Raw genomic sequence first — 25,502 nt, forward strand, 5'->3', positions numbered from 1 at the left:
AAAGATATGATTTTTGTTGACGCTTGTACATCAGGTTTTTATGTTAAGCAGGCAAAACACAATTAAAAAGGCCCCGATGAGCAGTAAGCCCCCGTAAACATATCTGAAAAATGATGCGTTGTTGAGTTTATGGTTCAGGTACCTGCCTAAAAAAATCGCCGGAAAAACTGCAGGGAGCGACACCATAAAATATTTCAATACTTCGGCAGTTATTAGTCCCTTAAATATATAGCCTGTTACTCCAATTAAGCTTGCCGGCAAAAAATATCCCTGGAGCGTCGCCCTGAAATCTTTGGGGGACCATTTTCTCATATTGCCGTAAATAACTAATGGCGGACCGTTAAGACCGTAGGCACCGCCTAAAACGCCTGAGAGAAAGCCGCAGATAAACAACCAGAGTTTGTTATCGTTGTGCAGCCGGAAAGTATTTTTACCAAACATAGCGTATAACGAATACAGGATTATCAAAGTGCCCAGCCCCATTTTCACCCACCACTCGTTACCGTATATCAATATCAGTAAGCCGATGGGGATACCCGGTATAGCAAAAAGGATAAGCCATTTTGCACTGTTTAGCTGGATCTTGCTGTGGTCCTGTATTACGACAACAAGGGCAACTAAAACAGAGATAAGTACCGAAAGCGGGACCGCCACTCCGATAGGAATAAATATGCTTAATAATGGTACAGCTACCAGCGATTCGCCGAAGCCAAAAGTTGACCGTACCAAAGTAGCGATAAAGCTTATGATAAAAATATAAAGAAAAACAACATCCACTTTGTGTTATTAAAACTATTGATCATTTGCGCCAGAGCGCTGTAATGATCAATAGTTGTTATCATTTATTAAATATTACAATTTTGTTGTGCCGCGTTTTGTCGCCAGTATCGAGTCGACTGAAAATAAGCCTCCGCCCGAATTGAGCAGTGCTATAAGCCCGGCGATGTACAGTAAATTGATCTCATAGCCTGGCGGACCGAAAACTGGACGGCCGGCTGTTAAGCCAATCGTTTTTACCGAACTAAAGCCATAATGAATTTGAATGCCAAACATGGCTACAAGCATAATGCAAATAAGCGGGATAGTGCTTATGCTAACAAATATCCCTGCAAAGACGGCCAGGCCGCCAAGCAGTTCTGTAAATGTTGAGACCCACGCCATCATATGCGGAAATGGCACATGGATTTGGGCCAGCAGGTTTCCGAAAGCTTCGGGGCCTTTGCTCAATTTTGCCCAGCCGTGGGCCATAAAGCCAAAGCCAATGGCCAGGCGCAAAAACAAAGGGGCCGGTTGCTGATAGTTTTTGCCGGCTATAGAAAAAATGTTGTTGATCATGATTAAAAAAAATTGATACCCGGTAATCATTCAGGTTAGCAGCACATATATGCCGCAGCAAATACCAGGGACACCAACATGCACCAACCAAATAATTATCCAAAAATGTAAATACAAATACTTTCAATGACTGATGAGAGATGCTTAATAAACCGGGCGACAAACGCCTTTGGGTGAAATAAGCATTCTATAGGGAAGGATATTCAAATAAGCAATGCCCTGTTTGCAAGGTAAAGCGGGATAGGGCTTAAATTATGGCCGGCACTGGTGCGGTATAAAACAGTAACTTTTCCAGATACTCCAGCACCCGTAAAAAATACTACCGCAACAACAACAGCCAAAAGCAAAGGAACTGCTGTTTTTGCCGTAACTTCCTGGTAAGGAATAATTTTATCGCCACTGTTGTATGCGCTGCAATCCTCAACAACTGCTTTTATATCACGGGGGGCTTTTTGTTTGTTATTTTGAGGCGAATTGCCGGCGAGTGAACATAAAACATTTCTTAGCGGGCAATAGCCAAGCACCAGGAAAATCACCATGATCATCAGGCTTAGTAATGAACGTATAAGTCTAATGTTTTTTCCGTATGTCATAGCCCGGCTTTGCAAATAATGTTTTTGTGCAGCATTTATAGCTGTACCCCAAAGATAGCGTGTTTTGAAGAATGGTTTTGTAACAAGATGATGAGGAATAACGTGTAATAAGCAGGATTTAACGGATTGGCCATTTTAATTTTGTTGCCAGTTTGCCGATAATAATAATAAACTCCTAATTTTTTAACCAGTAGGAAATAATAATTGTAAAAGTACTTTTATAATACCCAAAAACAGCTATTTAATAAAACTATTGAGGATTTTATCCGTACTAATTATAGTATTAATTAATTATTCACCTAAAAATTAAACACTATGATTACGTTATTAATAGCGCTAAGCGCAAGTGCAATATGTGGTTTTTTTGTTGCACACAGTACAGATGAAAACGAATGTTAAAGGTAATAGATTAAACGGGGTAATTATGTGAAAGGCTGATCGGAAATGGTCAGCCTTTTTTGTTGATGGTAGTTAATTCGAGCTAAATGCATATGCGCCGATGTTTTCCGGGTTTCGGTATAGATTCAGGCTAAAGCCGTTTAAAATAGGCTAACCAACCCTTGGTTAAAGCCAACGGCAGTGAAACTAAAATCGGGCCAGGAATTGATATATTCAACTTCATTGCCGTCACTTAAAAGTGACGGATAGTTATAAATTAAGACCCGGCTTTAGCCGAACCCTGCATGCCGGTTCTCTTTGATTTGTCTTTTTTATTCGTAACTTCAATCACTTAGCACCCGTCATGATCCTGTTTCGTCAATTCAAACTACAGTTACTCATTGTAGCCGGCATTACGCTTGCGCATACCTCTTATGCGCAGCAAAAAAACAATCCTATCGCGCAAGCCAAATGGCTTATCGGCAGCTGGAAAAATCAATCGGCAAAAACACTGGATCTCGAAACCTGGAAAAAGCTTAACGATTCTACCTTTCTTGGCAGGAGCTATTCGTTATCAGGAACAGACACTGTATCATCCGAACAAATCCGGCTGGAGCAGCATGCCCGCAAGCTTTACTACATCCCAACAGTAAAAAATCAAAACGATGGAGAGGCGGTAACTTTTACACTTACTTCATCAGATAATAAACACCTCGTATTTGAAAACCCAGAACATGATTTCCCTCAAAAAATAACCTATACGCAAATCACTAAAGACTCGTTAGTGGCCGAAATATCAGGTGTACGGAAAGGCAGGCAAAAGACCATCACATTCCCGATGAAAAGGGTACGTTAGCCATTTTGTGTATCGTTACTTTTTCATATTATTACGGGTAATATGAAACCCCTATACCAAAACACAATTAAACTCATCCCCTTTGCTTTACTGGCCATATCATTGCAAAGCTGCATTAAACAGCCGGGAGCATGGCGAAACGACCAGATCCCCGGCGGCAAACGCGACGATTTTCACAAATTAAATGAACAACTGCTTCATGACCTCCGTACCGGCAACGCCGATGACATCGGCAACATGGAATCGCGGGAGATGCTGGACGACAAGTCAAATCTCAGGCAAATAGAGTTAGTAGGCAACGCCGCAAAAACCACCGATTATGATATTTATGATGAGTATTATATCGTAAACAAACATCGTAGTACAGATACCGTAGGCAATCCGTCGGCAGGCATTAACAGCTATAAAATGATCTATAATGGCATAACCCATGAAATGTACATGGCGCTTTTTTTGCCGAAGGATAAAAACCTGCCCAACCAGGAAATGATCACCGCACTGTATGCCAAATACGACTACGGCTGGAAGCTAACCTCGTTAAATGTAAATACTTATAAAATCAACGGCAAAACAGCTCCTGAGCTTTACGAGCTGGGAAAAGAGAAATACGATAAACAACATTTTGCCGATGCCCGTTTAACCCTTGAGCTTGCTTTACAATGTACCGCCCCTAACGACTACTGGCAATACGAACACGATACCGATGCAGGCAAATTATTCCAGGATGCCGCCGAGGCAACAGTAAAGCAATACCGTTTCCCGGTAGTAATTGATGGTGTTGCAGGGGAACCGCGGGTATTCAGGATCGGCAATCAAAAGAACAGCCACGGCTGGTTTCCGGTAATTTATTATACAACCAAAGTAAATATTGCTGATACCAATGCGGTAAAAAGCGAGAACATGCAGATCAGTAGGGTTATAAACAAGCTACTTCCCGGTATTGCCGAAGATAAGGATTATATTTTTTACTCTGCCTGCAGCAAGCTGCCGTTGACCTCAGCAAGGGTTGAGCATTTTGATATGATAGACAAGTTAAGGTAAGGATATAAGCCCCCTGCGTCATGCCGAACTCGTTTCGGCACCTCACAGGACATGTCGCCGATTTGTCCAGCGTGATTGCTTAGCGAGTGGGGTGTTGAAACAAGTTCAACATGACAAGCAAAAAAGGGGCACCAGGCAAAGCCTTGCTGCAGCGATGGTAAGCTACATTACAATCCAACAGAAATAACATCAATAAAAACGTCATTGCGAGGTACGAAGCAATCCCCTATAAGCAGGTCCGCCCTGTATAGTTTGGGATTGCTTCGTACCTCGCAATGACGTTTCTTTTTTTACTCTTATTGTTCGCCGCTATCAGATCGCTTCCAGCTGCAATACCACACTGGTATGGTAAGCGCTGTTTGCTGGATTAATACCTACATTCATCAGGAAATCGCCGGTAAAGGTTAAATCTTCGTTACCCAATACCGAACCTGTTCCCGGGTAAAGATTGATCTCTTTTACACGATATTTCTTATTAGGGTCGAGGCCTTTCAGGCGTACAGGTACTTTGGTGCCCGAGCCGTAACGGTTATTCACCAGGTAGTTGAACATTACCGCTTTTGATTTATCGCCGCTTACATACATGATCGATGCCGCATCATTATCCCATGGTGATGCCAAACGGTACTGATCGCCATGCCAGATCACATCTTTCAAAGCATCATAGTTTTTCAGCGCCGACTGGCAGAAACTCAGATCGTTTTCGCTTAGCTTACCGATAACGATATCAAAGCCCATTTTACCCATCATCGCTACATCCACACGGTATTTGATGGGTTGCTTGCCCCAATCAGTAACGTGGTTTGAACTGGTGATAGCCGGGTAGAAGAATGAATATTCCCATTGTATAAACACGCGCTCCAGCGGATCGGTGTTATCGCTTGGCCAGTACTCGGTAAAGTATTGTAACGCACCGTAATCAACCCTGCCGCCGCCGCCTGAGCAAAGCATCAATGGCACTTTAGGATATTTGGCACGTACACGTTTCAATACGTTGTACAAGCCGTTCACATAATCAACATAAATGTGCGACTGGTCTTTTTTCAAATAAGCCGAGTAAGCGTTATAAATAACCGCATTGCAATCCCATTTGATATAAGCCAGGTCAGGGTTTTTGGTGAACAGGTTATCAACCACGCCAAATACAAAATCCTGCACTTTAGGATTAGCCAAATCAAGTACCAGCTGGTTCCTGAAGTATTTTTCAGGGCGGTTTGGTTGTTTGATCACCCAATCAGGATGCGCTTTGTATAAATCGCTGGCCGGGTTAACCATTTCCGGCTCAATCCAGATGCCGAATTTTACACCGTTGGCCTGCGCCTCTTTCACTAATGAGCTGATACCGTTAGGCAGCTTTTGTTTATTCTCCTGCCAATCGCCCAAACCGGCATTGTCGCCGTTGCGTGGGTGACTGTTACCAAACCAGCCGTCATCCAATAAAAACAGGTCGACACCCAATTTTTTGGTATCTTTTAACAAGCCGGCCAGCTTGCTCTCATTAAAATCGAAATAGGTCGATTCCCAGTTGTTCAACAGTGTTAACCTTGAACCTTCGCCATCAACAATTTTGTATTTACGCGCCCAGCTTTGCAGTTTGCGGCTGGCATCGCCTTTACCATGATCAGAGTACGTGTACAAAAAAGCAGGCGTAGTAAATTCAGCCCCCGGCTTTAAGTGATACTCGGAGGCAGCATTGTTTATACCTGCAATAATTTTCAGGTTATTGGCTACATCCAGTTCAAAATCGACCCTGAAATTGCCCGACCATTCCATGGCGCCGTAAAGCACCTTGCCTTCATCCTCGGTAGCAGGTTTATCCAGCGATATGGCAAACATCGAATGCTCGTACAAATTAGCGCGGGTACCCAGTTTACTGTCGATAGTTTTGATGCCATGGGTTAAACGGGCTTCTTCAGGCTGTACTTCCATAGCCCAATTGCCGTGGTATTGCTTTAACCAGAAACCACCTGTGGTGTTACCCTTCAGGTTTAAATTGGCCGAAGCATATTTATTAAGCGTTACTATCCCTTTTTCGTTGTGTTTGATTACCGACCATTGTTCGGTCACATCCTCTTTAAAATAGGTTTTGTAATAAAGTTTTACCTCAAAATCATAAACGGGATCTTTCAGGGTAACCACTAATAACGAAATATCATCATCAACCTTACTTACGGTATGACTTACATAGGCCAGGTTTAATGATTTATTGCCATCGGCGTGCGTAACGGTAATGGCAGGCTCGCCAAGGCTGGCCGATCCTGATGGCGTATAAACATCATTCTGTACGCCCGAATCATCAGCCTGTTTGTACATTTTCTGGATGCGGGCATACTCGGCTGTGTTGGCAAGCTTAGCACCCAGGTACACCATGTTCAGGTGTTTTTCGGCATCAGTTTGCAACACGATGGCGTTGTGCTGGGTTTCAACAGGGATAGTTACATCCTGCGCTGCCGCCCTTCCGGCCAACAGCATTGAGCCTGCAAAAAGCAGGCCCAGTGGTAAAGTTTTTCTTTGAGTAGTTCTCACGTGTGATTTTTGGTTTAACCGGCTACTTCGGTAATTTGGTTTATCATGTTTTGATGGATCCTCGCCCCAAAGTGCCCGGCATCAAGTTTCAGAACTTCGGTAAAGGCTTTTTGTGCCTGCTCAAAATCATGTAAACCGAGATATCCCAGTCCCTGTAAAAAGTAGCAGTGCACGCGGTTCCTTACCTGCAAGTCATCTTCAAAAATGAGCAAATTTGGCAGCGAGACGGCAAAGTAATCAATTTTTACGTTATCATCCATGTGCCCGATACCATAATTAAGCAGTTTTTTGAAGATCCGCTCTGCCGATGTACTGTCACCCAGACATTTTTTTGCTAAACCCTGATAAAAGATCTTATCCGGCTGCTGATCGTTATAAAAAACGGCCGCTGTCGGGTCTTCCAAACCGATGGCTGCCTGCTCAAAATATGCCTTTGCTTCTTCGATTTGCTGCAGGTTTTCGTAAGCCCGGCCCAACCAATAAAAGATGTCATTTTCCTGCGTGCCGAACAGTTTGCCTTCGCCTAAATTATGCGGATAGGTTTGCGCTTGAGTTAACTGTTCAATGGCTTCATTGTATTTGCCCTCGCGGATGTTTTGCTTAGCCATTTCAACCAATGATGAAACGTACTGTCCAGACGCCTTGCCTTCACCTCCCTCCCATGGGTGAAAAGTTCTTTGCGTTACCTGTTGAAAAGCCGTTTGGTGCTCACCCAAAAAGTTATACAATGTTGCGCGCTCCAGGTAAACATCATCACGCAGTTTGGCGGTTTCCAGGTTAGCTTCAACAAATTTCAGGCGTGCATCAGCAGGGTGGTTCAGTTTTTTGTAAAGCTGGTCAAGCTCCATCAGGATGCGGGCATCCGTCGTATCCAGCGCGAAGGCTTTTTCAAAACATATTAAAGCTTTTGCCGGGTCGTTGCGCTTGTTATAATATGCAATACCCAAATTCCTGAACACGGTTGGGAAAGCGTCATCTAACTGTACCGATGCTTCCCAGGCTGCTATGGCATCATCATATTGCAGCTTATCATAAAACAGGTTGCCTAAGTAATAAGGTGCTTTGGCATCGGTTGGCACCAGGGCAGCGGCCAATTTCAACACACTGATATCTTCCAGCCTATCAGGGAAACATAAATACGAATCAGCCGCCGAAGCCAGTTTAAAATATTCAGCTGCCTGTTCATTATTACCCAACTGGCAGGCAAAGTAGCCAAGGTAATAGTATACCATAGGGCTGGTAGCATCACTATTCACCGCATAATTTAGCAGATCGGTAGCTTCCCTGTATAGCCCCGCATTAGCATAATCAAGCGCGTATTCAATGTAGTTTTGGTAATAACCGCGCGATAGTTTAGTAAGTTCATTAAGGCCGCTCATGGCTCTTTCCTCATTGCCTAAAGCTTTGTAAGCATATACCAGCTCAAACAAAGCACCTAAGTTAAACGCATCCCTTTTGATAGCTGCAGCACTTACTTCAACAGCCTCTTCAAACCGTTCCAGTTTGCGGAAAGCCACCGAACGTAAAACATAAGCTTTACTGTTGTTAGCGTTCCTGTCTAAAGATGACAGTGAATGGTCAAGCGCCAGTTCATAATCGCCGTTTTCCAGGTCGATCTGTGCTACCGAAAAATAGCCGCTGTCTTTCCAGGCATTGCTCCAGGTGGCTTTGTAAAATGCTTTGTAGGCCTCCTCTTTCTTGCCGAGGAATTTTAACGCCAAACCTAAATTGTAATAGCACTCGCTATCGTAAGGGTTAGGATTGCGCTGGGTAATAGTTTCAACCGCCATGCGGAAATAAGGCTCGCTTTTAGCAAACTGGCCGCGGCGCAGGTACCATAAACCCAAAGCATTGTTATTACGGAGATCTTTCGGGTCGCGACGTAAAGCCTCTTCATAATAAGGTACCGGGCTGTAAGTAGCATGACGGTACTGCTCTAAATGTTGCGCGGTTAAAAACAGTTGCTCATTATTTTCAACATCGGCAGGTAACAACGCTGGTTTAGCTGCCTCCGGGATATTGTTCAACTTATTGCTTGCCGCATCGTATTTAATGAGCTCCTTACCCGCCTCCGAATGTACGGCAAGTAATAAAAGGCTTTCATCGATATTTTTAACGGCTATCTCCCTGGTATAAACATGCTCCGGTACAATGCAAACTTTTTCGCTTAGCAATACCTTACCATCGTGCTGCAGTTTGATGTTCAGGTTGTTTTGCTCGCCGGTTACGTAAACTTTTAATAATAGTTTACCGTCGGCATAGTCAAGCGCCAACAGGATATCTTTAGTAGCATTTTTTATTACGCCAAGCTCGCGGTATGGCATAAAATACTGGGTAAAGTGCTTTTCTTCATGCGGCATCAGCCAGGTAAAATCGGGCTGGTTATCGGTAAACATTCCGGTCATCAGCTCAATGTATGGGCCGTCCTCATCGGTCAGGTTCCTGTCCCAGGCCACGCCGAAATCGCTGTGGCCCCAGGTCCACTGTTTTTTACCGGGCGATACATGGTGATTGGCTACGTGCAGCAAGCCAGCTTGTGAATCATGCTCATATCCGCCTACAAAATCATAGTTGGAGTTGATGGCCATGTACGATGTTGGTACCGGGATATTTTTATACCTCGAGATATCCGTACCCGGCGAGTAATCAACCTTGTAATAAGTGCCAGTAGCGATGGGGAAAGTTGATACATCACGCTTGCCATGGTCAAAAACCGCATTAACATCAGGCGGAAAAACCGACTGGTAATCATCATTAACTTTCACAGCAGGGTTTGCCCACCATAAAAAGGTTTGCGGCAGTGCGGAGCGATTATAAAGTTTTGCTTTTATTTCGATATAAGCCTTATCAGGATGCAGGGTAAAGCCTGCCATGCCCTTGGTATGAAACATGCGCTCCACCTCGTTAACCCAAATGGTTTTGCTGCCGTCGGCGTTTTCTTCAATCTTATAGTCAACCGGTTCAAAAGTACTTGGGCGGTGGTGCTGCGGCCAGTTAAATTCAATACCGCCCGAAATCCAGGGACCGGTTAAGCCTACCAGCGCCGGTTTAATTACCTGGTTGTAGTAAATAAAATGGCGGTCTTTGATCTTGTCATAAGCCATTTGGATCCGGCCGCCAAGCTCGGGCAGGATCAACACTTTAAGGTATTTATTCTCCAGGTACAGACCTGTGTATTCCTTATCTTCTTTTTCGTCGTAAATTTTTTCGATAACCGGGTTCGGGTACACCTTACCGCTGCTGCCCTGGTAAACCCGCTTCTCAAAAAACATGGGGTTTTTGTCGGGCTTGCCTATACCGTAGGTTGGGATAATTACCTTTTCTTCCCAAACATTTACTGCTAAATTATTCATGTAGCTTATAATTATTAATGTCTTATTAAATTTTCTTCTAACTCTTCAAGGGTTTGGCCTTTAGTTTCTTTCACTTTCTTCAGCACAAACAAAAAGCCTAAAAAGCAGATCGCGGCGTACATATAAAATGGCCCGTAAGTGCCCAATACCTTGGCCAGTATCGGAAAGGTGAACACCAGTATAAAATAGGCTCCCCATAAGGACACAATGGCCACGGTTGATGCCGCGCCGCGGATCTTATTAGGAAAAATCTCCGAGATAAGCACCCAGGTGATGGGCGCAAGCGAAAGCGCATAGGTACTGATGGCCAGCAATACAAATATTGACACCAGTTTAGCCGACATTTGATTTTGGAGCAGGTAAGCCAACACAATATAAAATATGGATAAACCCAACGAACCGATAAGCATCAACGGCTTACGGCCAAGCTTATCAACCTGCCACATAGCCAGCAGGGTAAATACCAGGTTAACGATACCGATAGAAACGGTTTCAAACAATTGCTGATTTAGGCTTGACCCAACCGATGCAAATATGGTTGAGGTATAATTGAACACCACATTGATGCCGCAAAACTGCTGAAACACTGCCAGCGTAATGCCTATCAGCACCGCAGGGCGTACAGCCTTTTCAAATACCGCCCGGTATGATTGCTTGCTTACCCCGCCTTTCAATGATTTTTCAATGGCTTCCTGCGTGGAGGTAACAAATGCCTCGGAGCCAATTTTGTAAAGTACCTTTTCGGCATCTTCATTCCTGCCAACTTTCATGAGCCACCTCGGGCTTTCGGGCAGGAACAATACGCCCAGCATAAAAACTACTGCGGGTACGGTACCCAGGCCAAACATCCATCGCCAGGCATTATCGCCGGTATCTGCCAAAAAGTAATTGCACAGGTTAGTGATCAGGATACCCAACACTACCGTAAGCTGGTTAATGGCCACGTTACGGCCGCGCACCTTGGCAGGCGAAATCTCGGCTATGTACATAGGGCAAAGCATGGAGGCCATGCCTACACCAACACCCGCTGCAAAACGCATGGTAATAAAATAGGCAAGCCATGTTGATACCGAAATAGCCAAAGATGATACCGCGAAAATGAACGCGGCAATCATCAGTCCCGGCTTGCGGCCAAATTTTTCGGCGATGCTACCAGCAATGATACAGCCAACAATACAGCCCAGGGCCAGTGAGCCGGTTAGGAAGCCCTCCCAAACAGGGTCAAGCGCAAACTCCTTGCGGAGGAACGGCAACGCACCCGATATTACGGCAAAATCAAAGCCGAACAGGTAGCCGCCCAGCGCCGATATAAAGGAGATCCCTATAATGTAGCTGCTGTTAAACTTAACTTCTTTTTTTAAATCGATGGTCATTTTATGTTGGTTAGCTTCTTCTCTTTATAAATCTACTTTAATTAAGAAGTTATTTAAGTTTGATTGTTTTTAATGTAGAGACGCATAATTGCGTCTCTCGCGTGCAATTTAAGTTTGCCTATTCACCTTAAAATCTGCTTGTCCTCAGGGAGACGCAATTATGCGTTTCTACAAAACTTGTTTTTCAATCGTTTTTAAATAACTTCTAACATCTATTGTTTATATAAAACTGCTTTTTACTTTATCCTTTCACCTCAATTTCCGTGCAGGTGTACAACCGCGCCGCCGCCCGGTGCCAGTTTCAGGTTCAATTTGGTTGACCGGTTTACGGTGATGGTTTTATGCTCATATTTTTCAGCGTTTTTATCTGCATCGGGGGCATCACTGTACAGATCGGCAGTATAATTAACTCCAGCTGGCAGAAAGGAGAAATCAACATTAATGTCCCTTGCATCCCAGTTGGTCATGGCGCCAACGTACCAGTCGCTGCCTTTCTTTTTTGCTATCGCGATGTATTCGCCTACTTTGGCATCCAGTGGTTTAGTTTCATCAAAAACTGTCGGTACGGCCGATAAATAGGCTTCGATATCCGGATATTTTTCATACTCAGTAGGCGAATCACAAAACACGGCCAGCGGCTGATCGAATACCACAAACATGGCCAGTTCATGGCAACGGGTGCCTTGTGTTGATGGCAGCCCCTCAGCTATCGGCTTAAAAGTGTCTTTTGATTTGTTGCGCATGGAGCCCGGCGTATAATCCAACGGACCGCCCAGCATCCTGATGAAAGGGAAAGTGGTATGATGTACCGGGCTGGTTGTAAAATCCCATTTTGAACATTCCTGACCGCGCACAGCCTCGTAGTTTACAATATTGGGATAAGTACGCTGCAAACCGGTTGGTTTTGAGCAGCCATGAAAATCAACCATCAGGTGACGTTTGGCAGCACCTTCGGCAATTACCTGCAGCCATTTAATGGCCTGCTGATCGTCACGGTCGAAAAAATCGACTTTAATACCTACCGCGCCAATGTCCTTTAAGTAATCAAGGTTAGCATCCAGGTCTTTCAATAAAGGTGAAGCCACGCACCAAACAAAGATGCCGACATGCTTTTCGCTGGCATGCTGAATAACCGCCCGGATATCTGTTTTTTGAAGACGTTTTTTGACATCATAATTATCGCTCCAGCCTGCATCTATCATCATGTACTCCAAATGATTTTTTGCGGCGAAATCGGTATAAAAATTATACAATTGTGTACTGCGGTTTTCCATACCAGATGGAATTGGTGCGCCGGGCAAAATGGCATCATGCCACCACTCCCAGGCCGCTTTGCCAGGTTTTATCCATGCAGTATTTTCCAATACCGAAGGTTTCGAGAGCTTATAAATGAGCTGGTTGTTCAGTAAAGTTTTATCATCATCGGTAGCGATGAGCACACGCCATGGGTATTCCTTTTTGCCGGGTTCTTTGGCGATATAATTTTCGCGCGAGGTAACTACCGATACAAAATCTCCCCAGCTACCCATTTTAGTAGTCGCCGGGTAGCCAGCCCATTCACCAATGATGTTCCCGTTTTTCTTTTTAACGTACATGCCGGGGTAATCAAACAGGTCGGCTTCGGCTATAACCAGCTTTACGCCGTTATTGTAACTGTACAACGCCGGGGTTATGGCATGTTTATCTTCCTTTACTTCGCTGATGGATTTGTATTGGTTGTAAGCCAGTTCCCAGGCGGTGTAATTATCTGTTTCGGCAATGATTGCACCGGGATTCCCTTTTAAATTAAAATCAGCTTGTTCGCTCATCACTTTAACCGAATCTTTCAAATCAGTAACAAAACGATAAGCCACGCCCTCATTATAAGCGCGGACAAGCAGTTTATAGTTCCCCGCAAAGCTTATAGCTAATTCATTATAATTATCGGTAAGCACCGCGGTTTTGCCATACAGCGGGCGAATGATTTTATTTACGGTTGATGGTTTGGCGCTTAATACTCTGGCATTTGCACCAAGGGTAGTTTTATCAAGCTTAAGGCCAATAGCCGATAGCGAGATCAACCGGTTGTTTTTATAGTTTAATGCATAGCTAATACTATCATTTACCTTAAGCTCCAGCTTCAGGTTATTATCCGGTGATTTAACCGTGTAGCTTTGAGCCGAAACGCGAAGGGCAAAAGCAGACAGCACAAAAAATATCAGGGTATGTTTTTTCATATAGTACCAAACTTGTATAAAATGCTTTGATCGTAAACATCGCCGGCCTGCAATATGGCCTGCGGAAAATTAGGGTGATTGATGCTATCCGGATAATGCTGGCACTCAAGGCACAGCGCATCAAAAGGTTTTGCCGGTTTACCTGTATGTGTAGGTGCCGTGCTGCTTAAATAATCGCCGGTGTACAGGAATATGCCCGGGTAATCGGTATAAACTTCAAGGCTGCGGCCCGATGTTTCATCAATTAAAAGAGCGGCATTGGCGAGGGTATTATCTTCAGCTTCCCGGTTGATAACGTAAAAAAGGTTAAGCCCCTCAACCTGGCTTTCATCTATCTTAAATTTATCGCCCAGCTTATCATTGTTAAAGGCCTTTTGTTTGGCAGGTATAATTGCCCCACTTGGCGTATAATCCTCGTACGAATCCACGATATGTTCCGATAAAACGGTAAGTTTGTGGTTATAGATCTTACTTTTAAATGCCGATAAATTAAAGTAAGCGTGATTGGTAAAATTAGCTATTGTAGCTTTATCAGTAGTAGCTTTATAACTGACCATCAACTCATTATCATCGCTCCAGGTATAGATAACCATAAGTTCTAAGGTTCCGGGGTAGCCTCCATCGCCATCAGCACTGGTCAGGGTCATCACTACACCATTATCAATAGTTTCGGCAGTAAACACCCTATAGTTAAAACCGCTTTTACCTGCATGGTTGGAATTTTTACCATCATTGGCATCCAGCTGATAGATCTTACCATCCAACCTGAACCGGGCATTGCTGATACGATTGGCATAACGACCTATAGTTGAGCCTATATAACAGGTATCATTTAAATATCTTTCCAAATCGGGGAAGCCAACAACCACGTTTTCGAGCTGTTGCTGCTTATCAGGCACCACAATTGATACAATGGCTGCACCGTAATTAGTAAGCTCAACATAAGCCCCGCTTTCATTTCCGATCCTGAAAAGGAAAACATCGGCGCCATTAACCTGCCCCCATAACCTGGATGAAGTTTTAACAGCCATGTGTGTATTGACATTTAAATTGGTACCTCATGTAATTATCTGTTATTAAACAGGCGATCCACCTGTTTAGTCCTTAATTGGTTTTGGTAAACCTACTATGAAACAGCGGTTAAAAAAATGGATATTTCTTAAAAAGTGATGGATAATACTATCATCCATCAACAGCAATTAAAAACTTGTCATCATCAAAAAAATAAATACCTTTAAATACCAATTATGCTGTAATGTTATGAACGCGATAGCTGAGCCCAAAAAGCGGATCAAAGAAGGCTTTATCGGTCAAAAAATGATCGTTTTGCCGCCAAACATTAAAAAATCCATTACCAACAATGCTTTAATTAAAGGCTTTTACCTTACCGCAATAGGCTATTACCCCAAAGCTGCATACCACGACCGAGAGCGCCGCACCGGCAGCAGCGAATATATTTTACTTTATTGCATAGATGGAGAAGGCTATGTTTATTTAGGCGGGCAGGACCATGTACTTAAACCCAATACTTTTTTCATCATTCCGCGCAACACAGCACACCGTTACAAAAGTTCCGAAACCACCCCCTGGAGTATTTACTGGGTGCATTTCAGTGGCTCAAATTCGCAGCTCATTTATGAGCGCTCGCTTGATAACGGGCAGCCCGCGGTACAATCCGTTCCGTATGATAGCAGCCGGATCAAACTGTATGAGCAGATCTACGCCGTGCTCGAACACAGCTATCATGAAAAAGAAATGGAGATCGTAAACATCAACCTGCTCAATTTCATCTCCTCCCTGGTATACTACAAACAAACCAACCCGGTTGATTATGATAATGATTTTGTGAGCAACTCTATCGCTTATATGAAAAAACACATCAGCAAAAAATTTGAGGTAATGCACCTGGCTAAGCAGCAGGGTATTTCGGCATCACATTATTTGCGGCTGTTTAAACAAAAAACCGGCTCATCACCCATCAACTATTTCAACCTGCTCAAGATCCAGGCTTCCTGTCAGTATTTATACTTTACCGACAGGAGCATTAAAGAGATCTGCTCAGACCTGGGTTTTGACGATCCCTATTATTTTTCACGGTTGTTTACCAAGCTGATTGGCATGTCGCCATCGAAGTATAGGAAAACACATAAGCGGTAATACCGGGCGGAGATTTCGGCTAAAGCCAATTGGGTTGTTTATCCTTTGTCCGTCGGTTAAAACCGACGGCAATGAAGTTGTTTTTTTGTAGAGACGCATAATTGCGTCTCCCCGCAGGACAAGCCGCTTAACAAGAGCGGAATCGGCCACAATTGGAAAATCGTTTGGCATGTCGGTGAATCAAACGTAATTTGCATACGGGAGACGCAATTATGCGTCTCTACGAAAAATATTGGCTATGCACCCGCCCAAACCCCGACTTTTCCATATCAGCGAACAGCCCGGCATCAGCATATTTGCCCCCCGCCCTTCCCCATCGAATTTTGATAATATTACCGCTGACGTTGTTTTTGCCATCAGCGATCAGTTGCTGCATAACTACCTCTTACCCCGCGATTGCCCGAGGGTTACATTTTATACTGGCCCTTATACCACAGCTACAGATAAGCAAAAGTTCATAGGCAATACAACGGCCAGTCATATTGTTGCTGTGGAAAGTGGCTGGTATCAGCAGATAAAGAAAACCACCCTGTATTGTTATGAGTTTATGCCGGATGATTTTATGCTGATAGATGAATGCGCGGGTTATTATGTATCCTATAAACCGGCTTTGCCAATAGCGGTAACTGTTATTGATGATATTATGGCCACATTGTTAAGCCGGGATATCGAACTGCGGTTTATGCCATCGTTAACTGAGATTGCTGATGCTGTGCGCAATTCGAGCCTTCAGTTTTCGTTGATCAGGATGCGGAATGCGAAGGGATGATTTTTTTATTCCAACAGGTATAACCTTCCGTACCAATTCTTATATTCTTTATTTTTTGTTATTTTTGATAATAAACACTCAACATGGCACAGGATATTCCTTTAGATTCAATATTAAAAAAGGGCAAAATGACCAGGAAACCATGGTTGATGACGCCCGCAGAACGGGCAGATTGGCTGGCTAAAATGCAGAACGAGGCTAAAGAATACCTTTTTTCAATAGGGCAACCATTAGTGTACAAAAAAGACGGGCGCTTCCTGGCTGAATATGCAGATGGGACCACTAAAGTGCTTAAGTAAATGTCAAACATTTACATCATCGCCGGGCCGCCGGGGATAGGTAAAAGCACAAGAGGCGATGAATTTATTGATCCTGATCTTGATATATTAAATGAAGACGAAATGCGCTTCAAATATAAAGCGCAGGGCTATGCCGATTATAATGAATATTCTATACATCGTGTAAGAAACACCATTCGGCAAAAATTAATCAATAACGAAAACTTTGCTCTCGAACTAAATCTCGGCTATCAGCATCAATACGAGTATGTCCTTTCAGCAAAAAACTTCAGGCACGACAATAAACTTCATGTCATTTTATTCTTCACTGATGAGGTTGATCTTTGCTTAGTTCGTGCCAAAGAGAGGCATGAACGTGGGCGGCATCTCGTTAAACCTGAAATAATTAAAGAAATGTATGCAAATACAATTCCGCTATTAAAGGACAATTTTGACTATTTAGATGAGCTAATTTTATTGGATTCAAATAATGAAACAAGACTTGAATTAGTGGCTTACTACGATAAATCTTATAATCAGCTCACAGTACATAAAGAAAGTGCCATGTGGTTTGCCAACAACCTCAAACCATTTATTCAAAACAGAATCATAGGTTCCTGAAACAAGTTCAGGATGACCGCCTCCTCCTCTAAAACCACAAGTTCTCGTTGCTTCAATTGAAGCAACGGGAACTTGCCATTATCAAACCAAAACTAAGTTATTACTTATCCACTTTATACATAGTCAATTCTATGAGGTGGAAATAATTTGTTCCGCCCCAGGTTTCCAGTACTTTGAACCTGATGTAGCGATATGCAGGCAGATCGGCAGGGAAGTTGAACGGTTCGCCTGCTGCCGCAAAGTCCGCATCAGCCTGGGTGTTTTGTCCAGCAGGTAAGCCTGACGGTTTAACCGAGGTAAAGCTTGCCAGTTTTGTCCAACTGCCATAACTGCCATCAGCACTTGGGCTATTGCTGCCATAAATCTCGAACCGTTTCGGATTGCCTACATTGTACAGCGCCGACATACGTTGCCAGATCTTCATTTTAGCCAGCGATGCCTGCTGTCCCATATCAAACGTAAACCATTGCGGCATGCTTGTTCCCGGTGTATGGAAGCCCGGTTCATTGGTGCTCTTATCCCATAAATAGTAGGTTTCCCAACCATAAGCCGATGGAATATCGGTAGGCAGATTATATGGCTTGAACAGCGATTTATCGCACTCTGCTATCCCGTAGATCTTTGGAAAATCATCGAAAGATGTTGTATTGAACACATCAACCGCATCGGCCGTTGGTTTGTATGATGAACGGTACTGGATAGCGGTTCCCAGCTTAAGATCGGTCAATGTTATACCACTGCTATCCACACTAAGCTCTTTTGTTGCCTCGGCCCCGGCTGTGTTGGTGTATTTGATAGTGGTTGAAACGTTTCCGGTATCGGCCTTAATAAAAAACAACCTCACCGAACCATTGTCATTTACCTGGAAAGGGTTAGCCGTATTGTACGAGCGGTTTAACAAGGCCGACTGATAAGCCGCGCCATAAACACGCACATTATTAATATCCTGTCCAACGGATGAATTGCCCGCATTATCCCTTGCTACCAACCTGAAGCTGTATACATACTCCTTTAAATTGGGGATGGATACGCTGATGGAATCGGCCGGGCTATGGCTTGTGGCATCAACTATTACCGAGTCGGTGGCATTGTTCCAGGTGATCTTATAGTTTTTAATACTCGGATCGGGGCTTGGGTGCCAAACCAGCACCGCCCTCAAATTACCGGGATGAAAAGTTACTTTACTTGCCAACCCTGGATAAGTTACCTCATGGTTATCTAAAAACGCCTTATAATCCTTATCGTACTTTTTACAGGCAAATATTGCAATACCCGCCAAAAAGAAAGCAGCTATACTGTATCTGATCTTCATGTCTTTAATTTTTAATTGTATTACAATGGGTTGCCATATAATGAGATCTCCAGCGCGTTTACATAATCCAAACCGCCCCAGGTTTGCGTACACTCCAGCCTTATGAATTTGGTTGCAGGCGCGTTGATGTTGATCTTGAAGTTTACACCGGCCGCAACAAAAGCCAGATCGGAAGCATTGGCCTGGTTGGGCGGTAAGCCGGAAGGTGGATTAGGATAAGTAAAGTTGCCCAAATTCACCCAATCGCCGGACACCGTGCCGGGAGCCGAATTTTTAGGCAGCACCGAATCCTTAGGCGAATCACTGCTGGTGCCCCATAAGGTAAGCTGCCTGATGTTCTGGTAACCGAAGATCCCGCTTAACCTTTCCCATAAAACAAAACGGCTCAGCTTGGCATTTACACCCAAAGCAAAGGTACCTTGTTTGGTAGGCGCGCTCAGCGTATGCCAGCCCGGTTCGCCGGTGTTACCGTCAAACAGGTATTTGAACTCCCAGCCATAGCCAATAGGACTGTCGCTATCCAAATGGTAGGTGTAAAATTTACTTTTGTCCAACAGGGTTTCAAACAGCGGCGTAAGCGTTTTATACACGGTATCCGAAACATTGCCAAACCTGTCAGTAGTGTACACACCAAACTTTTTAGGCGTAGCATCATACCCGCGTACCGAAAAATTCACCGAGTCAGTATTGATGTATTGCGGGTCCTGCTCGTCATATTTATTGGTTTTATCATTTAAGGACAGCACGTGCACCGCGATTGGCACTTTATTAGGGTTTAAGCCAAAGAAATTGGCACCGCCGAAATCAGGGGTAATATCCAGATTATCATTAATGAGCAAATAGTTAGGCGTTTTAGGACTCACCTTTACCACCACCGGATCTGATTTAACGTTGGCGCGGCTTACCGCATACAGGGTAACTTCATAATCTTTTGCCCTTGCAAAACCATCAACCGTAATGGTATCGGTGTAATAGCTGGCCTTGGTTTCCCTGGTTGTTTTATCATTGATGTTATAGCTGGCCAAAACGTACAGCAGGTTTTTGGAATTGGGCAGCGTATAGGTAAGCCTTGCCGCGCCGTTTAAATTCTCCACCTTAACATTAGTGACCACGCCGGGCTTGGTAGTATCGTTGGATACCACCTCGATGTTTGATTCGCCCTTTTTACAGGAAACGATAAGCATGATGAGTAAAACCGGCATAAGCGTTAAACCGGTAAGCCATCTGCAGTTATTAATCTTTTTCATAATTTATATTTCTATATTAATTATCTAATCTTTTCAGTAAACAGATGCTCCTACCAGTATGGATTTTGGGTAAGATTATTATTCACTATCAAATCATTGGTACTGATAGGCCATAAATAATCTTTAATGCCAAATACCGGCTGTATGATGGTTTGCGGGCGATAATAGTTAACCGCTGTACCCTCGTAAATATTCCATCCCTGGATCGGTTTACTTAAAACGCCCTGCAACTCTTTCCAACGACGCAGGTCCCAGCCGCTTTGTGCTTCAAAACAAAGCTCGATCCGGCGTTCCTGGTGAATAATAGTCCTTAAACCATCTTTTGAACCGGGCTTGGATGGATTTTTTGAGTAATTGGCCCATGATGCCTGCACGCCATCTAAACCAGCCCTTGCCCGTACCTTGTCAATATAGGAGTACACTTCGGCTGTCGGGCCCTGCACTTCGTTCAATGCTTCGGCGTATAACAGGTATAAACCTGATAAGCGCATTACCGGTAAATGGTAGTTTTCGGTAGTGAAGATGTTGTCATAAACCGAAAGGTAATTGGCCAGCTTTTTAGGCCAGTAACCGGTGATATTGGTGGCGCTGATACTTTTTGGGCCGGCCAACGCATAGGGGCCACGGGCCTGCACATAGTAAGCAGTACCTTCATCCCGTTTACCGTTACCAAACCAGATGCCCCCATCAAAACCGATATCGGCATAGAACCTCAGCTCGCGATTAAAGTGGGCTTTGGCGGTTTCATAGCCGCTCATGATGAGCGGGGCGCTTGAGTCATCGCCGGTTTGGGTTGAATTACGATTGGTATAATCCCAGGTTTTGTCTTCGTTGATCGGCACACCTTTATCGGTATAAAACAGATCGGCAGTTTGGATCGGCACTGCGAACGTACCGGGATTGGTTGAGGCCAGGCCTACAGCGGCCGATGTCATCCTTGGGATGGTGAAATTCTGATAAGTAAAACCATAGTTCAGCGCCCAGATCAGTTCGGGGTTTTGCTCCCATTTTTCGGTAATATCGTTCTGTAAGGTTAAAACTTTCTTCAGTTTATCTGATACGTTACCTACGCCAACAGTTGGCGGTGTAGTGTATAATTTAAGCCCCTGCGCTTCGCACTCGGTTATCGCTGCTTTACAGGCATCGGCAGCTTTTTGCCATTTACCTGCATCATAAGTAGTTGAAAACAGGCTTTTACCATCATGGTCTTTAAAACCTGCATAATCCGGGTTACCATTAAACAGCGGACTTGCAGCTGTTGTCAATATCTCGGCCTTAACAGATAAGGCGATGAATTTGGTAATACGGCCAAACTCGGTAGCCTGGTTATCAATAACCGGCGGCAGATCAGGAATAGCTTCATCAAGCAACGACACCGCGTACTCAAACCCTTCGTCAACCGACGAGCGTTTACGTTTCACTTCCTCGGCCGATGCATTGATCGGGAAATTTTCCTTGATCAGCAGCATAGGGCCGTACATCCTGATCAGGTAATAATGATAATATGCTTTCAGGAATTTGGTTTCGGCAATCCACCTCTTCTTTTCAGACGCGCTTAGGTCAATGGGCTTATCAATGTTTTCCAGCATGATATTACATCTTCTTAAAGCCTGGAAAATTGCCTGGCCGCCGTTAGCGCCATCCCAATAGTTAAGGCTCACGTTGGAGTTGCTTTGCAACCCGCGGATGAGGTTAAATCCCGCTTCGTTAAAGTAATGATCGTTCAGCGTATTGGGGTATACGATCTCCGACGAGTATACAAAACCCGGATTGTTCACCACATCGTTTAAATGCTGCATGGTTGAGTAGCAGGTAAACAAGTAATCTTCCGCTTCGTTGCGGTTACGGAAGGTATAGTCTATCGTGGCCACATTATCAGGAGTGATATCCAGGTATTTTTTGCACGACTGGCCCATGGAAACCAAGGCAGCCAGCATAACAATTTTATAATATGATCTTATATTTTTCATCTCTCTAAATCCGTTTACGGTTATAAATTCACGTTTAAGCCCAGGTTAAACACCTTCTGTATGGGATAAGCAAAGCCGTTACCGCCCTGCTCAGGGTCCCACATTTTGAAGGGGCTCCAGGTAAGCAGGTTAAGGCCGTTAAAGTAAATGCGGCAGTTGGTCAGGTGCATTGCTTTCGATATATTCTTTGGCAGCGTATAACCAATCTCAACCGATTTAAGCCTCATGAAGCTTCCATCGCGCAGCCACCAGGTGCTTGGCTGCAGGTTGTTAAGCACGGTAGTTGAGGTAGTGCCCAAACGCGGATATAAGGCGTATAAGTCCTGATGCTCTTCACTCCAGTGGCTATCGGCAAAAGCCTGCAGCACCTGGGTATTTCCGTAGATGTAGGCGTCGTTACTTGGGATGAAAGGACTAACCTTGTTCGGGTCGATAAAGAACGACACCCTTGTCTGGCCCTGGAAAAAGGCCGAAAGATCGAACCCTTTAAACCCGGTTGAGAAACCGAAACCGTAAACAATTTCTGGGGTTTGCGGATAACCTAAAAAGGTTTGGTCGAGGTAATCAATTTTGCCGTCGCCGTTCAGGTCGCGGTATTTGATATCGCCGCCTTGTGGCAGGATACCGTTTGTACCGTTAGCACTGAAGATCTGTGTTGGCGAGTTGCGGGCTTCCTGGTCATCAACAAACAAACGCTCGGCTATGTAACCATAACCACGGCTTATCGGCTGACCGATGAAATGCCTCCATGATTCTTTATAATCAGGCTCTTCAATGTATTTATACTTGTTGGTTGAGTAAGTGAAGTTACCGCGGATAGAAGCCCATGCCCCGTTGCTGAAACTTTGTTTATAATCCAGCGACAGATCGACACCTTTTGAATTCACCTTACCTAAGTTGGCACTGGTAGTTGATTCCAGGCCCTCGCTGGTTGGGGTATTGGTACGCTCCTGTAAAATATTGTAACGGTTGTTGCGGTAAAACTCGGCCACTACGTTGAAGTTTTTCAGGAAGGTAGCCTCAACCGCGATATTGGTTTGTTTTGATGTTTCCCAGGTAACATCGGGATTGGCATAGTTGTTAATGAACACACCTTTACGCTCATACTGGTTGTTGATCCCGAACTGGGCATAGTTAGGCCCCGCGTTAAGGGTAACATCCGACTGGTAGAAGAACCTTTGTGAACCGATAGCATCATTACCCACCAAACCATAGCTGGCGCGGATCTTTAAGCGATCAAGGATATTGGGGTTCCAGAATTTTTCGTTTGATACCACCCATGAACCGCCAATGGTTGGGAAAAAACCGTAACGGTGATTTGCAGAGAAACGTTCCGAACCGTTATAACCAAAGTTGGTTTCAATAAAATACCTGCTCAGGTATGAGTAAGTTAACCTGCCTGCCAAACCTAAGTTGCGGAAAGGCAATGAATACGGCAAGGTGGTGGTACCTGTTTTGGGATCTTTAGCGCTTGAGTAAAGCGTTTGCTGAGCGGTACCAATTAAGGTTGAGCTGATGTTGTGACCTTTACCAAAAGGCTTGTTATACTCCAGCGCTGTTTGCAGGTAAAAGAAAGTATTGGCATTAGGCTCATTACGGCTGTAATTCAGGTATTCGGTCGCTACGTTATTACCGGTTGGCTGCGGGTTAAGCCAGGTTAAAGTGTACTTGTTGCTGTCCTTATCATAGCTGCCGATGTTGTAATAAAAAGGCGAATAGGCCAGCTGAGAATCAAAGTACGAGTACCTGTTGGTATTGAAGATACTCCTGAACTTTAAGCCATCGGTAATAAATTTCAGGTCCTGGTTTAACTCAAACTGTGCCGACATCCTTGACTCCGACGAGTTTTTATGCCCCCTTAATAAAGCAGCATATGGGTTATTGTACTGGATGCTGTTGCTGGTAGTACCTGATGCTAAACCAACGTTACCAAACAGGATGTGCTGCGCATTGGCATTGGCTGCATCCGGCTCAAAATAGGCCGGGAATAAAACCGGGCTGGTGTGGATAGCAACATTGTAAAGATCGGAGGCGAAAGAACCATCAGAAGTGATAGGGCCATTGTACTCGCTGAACGTGCCTGATAAGCGTACTATAACCTCGGTGGTTTTAGTAAGGTTCACATTTACGTTTGAGCGTAACTGGTAGTTTTTAAACTTAACGTTGTTGTTATTGTTGTTGCGGATATCCTCGCGCAAAACGCCATTATCAATGTTATATGAACCGGCTATATAGTAACGTGCTGTTGGGCCGCCGCCGCTAACACTTAAATCATTACGCTGCGTGGTAGCTCTTTTTTTGAATAACAAGTCTAACCAGTCAACCGCCGGGTATACGTAGGGATTACTGCCCGGTGTATGGTTAATGGTGTTAACAGTATTGTTAATTTTAGTTTGAGGAAATGGAAGCGGTAATGTAGGATCACGCGTTAGCGATGCCTCATTATACAGGTTCATGTACTGGATTGGGTCAACCAATTGCGGTGTTTGCGTGGATTGCGATGAAGAAAACTCCGACCGGAAATTGATCTTCGCCGGGCCTTGCTTACCCTCTTTGGTGGCAACCAAAATTACGCCATTGGCACCACGTGCGCCGTAAAGTGCCGTAGCACTTGCATCCTTCAATATCGAAAAGCTGGCAATATCGTCAACATTTAAACGGGCCAGGTCATTGGTTGAAAGCTCCACGTTATCAATCAAGATCAGCGGGTCGCGTTTGTAACCGAACGTGGTTACCCCCCTGATAAAGAAGGAGGCATTGTCCTGCCCCGGCTGGCCGCTGCGCTGATAGGCTATGATACCTGCCGCCTGGCCCGCCAATGCGTTGGTAAGGTTACTGGCCGGGATCTTTAACTCGCCGGGCTTAATGCTGGTAACCGAACCAACAAGGGCTTCCTTGCGTTCCTTTTTACCAAAGGCGGTTACCACCACTTCTTCGGCAAGGAGCTTTTGTTCTTTAAGCCTGACTGTAACATGCTGATTATCGGCAGTAACTACAATATGCTGGTCGATAAAGCCAACAAACGAGATCTTAAGACTGGCACCGGCTGCTACTTCAAGCACAAACCGGCCGTTTACATCGGATGTTGTACCTATGTTCTTAACATTTTCGGCAATGATATTGGCGCCGGGAATTTTTACGCCAAGGGTATCGGTTACCTGCCCTACAACAGTGATCCTGTTTTGCGCGTGTACATTAATGGCAAAACAAGATAATATCAAAAGCATTAATAACCGACCAATGAAAAGGCGGCCCTGCTGCCCGCCCCTCTTCACAGGAAATTGATCGTAATTGTAAAATGGTTTCATAAAATTGGGTTCATATAAATTATTTAGGGTTAGCCGGATCTTTTAAAATCAATTGCATTGTTGATTTAAGTCCATAGTATTTCCACGCCGGTTTAGCTTAACATGTGGCTAAACCGTTAAGTAACCAACACTAACGGAAGAATTAAATAATAGCTAATAATATCATTTA

18 protein-coding genes are annotated in these 25,502 nt (G+C 44.3%); 6 read left to right on the forward strand and 12 right to left on the reverse strand.

Annotated features, from left to right (window positions below):
• Nucleotides 1-30: 30 nt before the first annotated feature.
• The 3 genes from SNE26_RS17185 to SNE26_RS17195 all read right to left on the reverse strand — a co-directional run bounded on the left by SNE26_RS17185 (nt 31) and on the right by SNE26_RS17195 (nt 1,880).
• Entirely contained in the window at nt 31-777 is a 747-nt protein-coding gene (locus SNE26_RS17185) for a sulfite exporter TauE/SafE family protein (protein ID WP_321555149.1), read from the reverse strand.
• A 75-nt stretch (nt 778-852) separates the two neighbouring features.
• Entirely contained in the window at nt 853-1,335 is a 483-nt protein-coding gene (locus SNE26_RS17190) for a DoxX family protein (RefSeq protein ID WP_321555150.1), read from the reverse strand.
• Between the two features lie 203 nt (nt 1,336-1,538).
• A complete protein-coding gene (locus SNE26_RS17195; RefSeq protein ID WP_321555151.1) occupies nt 1,539-1,880 on the reverse strand; it encodes a hypothetical protein in 342 nt (113 codons plus the stop codon).
• A gap of 790 nt (nt 1,881-2,670) precedes the next feature.
• Between SNE26_RS17195 and SNE26_RS17200 the strand changes: the two genes are divergently transcribed.
• Nucleotides 2,671-3,162, forward strand: a complete 492-nt coding sequence (locus SNE26_RS17200; protein WP_321555152.1) for a DUF6265 family protein — start codon at nt 2,671-2,673, stop codon at nt 3,160-3,162.
• 42 nt (nt 3,163-3,204) lie between these two features.
• Nucleotides 3,205-4,203 (forward strand): hypothetical protein, encoded by a 999-nt coding sequence (locus tag SNE26_RS17205; protein ID WP_321555153.1) that lies wholly within the window; start codon nt 3,205-3,207, stop codon nt 4,201-4,203.
• A gap of 312 nt (nt 4,204-4,515) precedes the next feature.
• Here SNE26_RS17205 and SNE26_RS17210 read toward each other — a convergent pair whose 3' ends face one another.
• From SNE26_RS17210 to SNE26_RS17230, 5 genes are all read right to left on the reverse strand, one after another.
• Complete coding sequence (locus SNE26_RS17210; RefSeq protein ID WP_321555154.1) at nt 4,516-6,729, reverse strand: alpha-galactosidase; 2,214 nt, start codon at nt 6,727-6,729, stop codon at nt 4,516-4,518.
• 14 nt (nt 6,730-6,743) lie between these two features.
• Nucleotides 6,744-10,082, reverse strand: a complete 3,339-nt coding sequence (locus tag SNE26_RS17215) for a DUF5107 domain-containing protein (RefSeq protein ID WP_321555155.1) — start codon at nt 10,080-10,082, stop codon at nt 6,744-6,746.
• 14 nt (nt 10,083-10,096) lie between these two features.
• Nucleotides 10,097-11,455 carry a sugar porter family MFS transporter gene (locus SNE26_RS17220; protein ID WP_321555156.1) on the reverse strand — a complete coding sequence of 453 codons (1,359 nt, stop codon included), beginning with the start codon at nt 11,453-11,455 and terminating at the stop codon, nt 10,097-10,099.
• Between the two features lie 254 nt (nt 11,456-11,709).
• Complete coding sequence (locus tag SNE26_RS17225) at nt 11,710-13,671, reverse strand: glycoside hydrolase family 97 protein (protein WP_321555157.1); 1,962 nt, start codon at nt 13,669-13,671, stop codon at nt 11,710-11,712.
• On the reverse strand, nt 13,668-14,702 hold the full coding sequence (locus SNE26_RS17230; RefSeq protein WP_321555158.1) for an aldose epimerase family protein: 1,035 nt from the start codon (nt 14,700-14,702) through the stop codon (nt 13,668-13,670). The genes SNE26_RS17225 and SNE26_RS17230 overlap by 4 nt, the downstream gene beginning before the upstream one ends.
• 229 nt (nt 14,703-14,931) lie before the next feature.
• Here SNE26_RS17230 and SNE26_RS17235 point away from each other — a divergent pair, with 229 nt between their 5' ends.
• The 4 genes from SNE26_RS17235 (at nt 14,932) to SNE26_RS17250 (ending at nt 17,496) form a co-directional block, all read left to right on the forward strand.
• Nucleotides 14,932-15,828 carry an AraC family transcriptional regulator gene (locus tag SNE26_RS17235; RefSeq protein ID WP_321555159.1) on the forward strand — a complete coding sequence of 299 codons (897 nt, stop codon included), beginning with the start codon at nt 14,932-14,934 and terminating at the stop codon, nt 15,826-15,828.
• Nucleotides 15,829-16,066: 238 nt separating this feature from the next.
• Complete coding sequence (locus tag SNE26_RS17240; protein WP_321555160.1) at nt 16,067-16,597, forward strand: DUF6886 family protein; 531 nt, start codon at nt 16,067-16,069, stop codon at nt 16,595-16,597.
• An 83-nt stretch (nt 16,598-16,680) separates the two neighbouring features.
• Complete coding sequence (locus SNE26_RS17245) at nt 16,681-16,896, forward strand: hypothetical protein (RefSeq protein WP_321555161.1); 216 nt, start codon at nt 16,681-16,683, stop codon at nt 16,894-16,896.
• Complete coding sequence (locus SNE26_RS17250; RefSeq protein WP_321555162.1) at nt 16,897-17,496, forward strand: hypothetical protein; 600 nt, start codon at nt 16,897-16,899, stop codon at nt 17,494-17,496. It abuts the gene before it with no gap.
• 100 nt (nt 17,497-17,596) lie between these two features.
• Here the strand turns inward: SNE26_RS17250 and SNE26_RS17255 are convergent, their stop codons facing one another.
• The 4 genes from SNE26_RS17255 to SNE26_RS17270 are packed head-to-tail and all read right to left on the reverse strand — an operon-like array spanning nt 17,597 to nt 25,333.
• Nucleotides 17,597-18,808, reverse strand: a complete 1,212-nt coding sequence (locus tag SNE26_RS17255) for a DUF5000 domain-containing lipoprotein (RefSeq protein ID WP_321555163.1) — start codon at nt 18,806-18,808, stop codon at nt 17,597-17,599.
• Between the two features lie 20 nt (nt 18,809-18,828).
• The gene (locus tag SNE26_RS17260; RefSeq protein ID WP_321555164.1) at nt 18,829-20,055 is read right to left on the reverse strand and encodes a DUF4959 domain-containing protein; all 1,227 of its coding nucleotides are present in this window, start codon (nt 20,053-20,055) and stop codon (nt 18,829-18,831) included.
• Nucleotides 20,056-20,105: 50 nt separating this feature from the next.
• On the reverse strand, nt 20,106-22,025 hold the full coding sequence (locus SNE26_RS17265; RefSeq protein ID WP_321555165.1) for a RagB/SusD family nutrient uptake outer membrane protein: 1,920 nt from the start codon (nt 22,023-22,025) through the stop codon (nt 20,106-20,108).
• 20 nt (nt 22,026-22,045) lie between these two features.
• Nucleotides 22,046-25,333, reverse strand: coding sequence for a TonB-dependent receptor (locus tag SNE26_RS17270; RefSeq protein WP_321555166.1), 3,288 nt, complete (start codon nt 25,331-25,333; stop codon nt 22,046-22,048).
• Nucleotides 25,334-25,502: the final 169 nt, after the last annotated feature.

The sequence above is a fragment of the Mucilaginibacter sp. cycad4 genome, from assembly GCF_034263275.1.
GTDB lineage: Bacteria > Bacteroidota > Bacteroidia > Sphingobacteriales > Sphingobacteriaceae > Mucilaginibacter.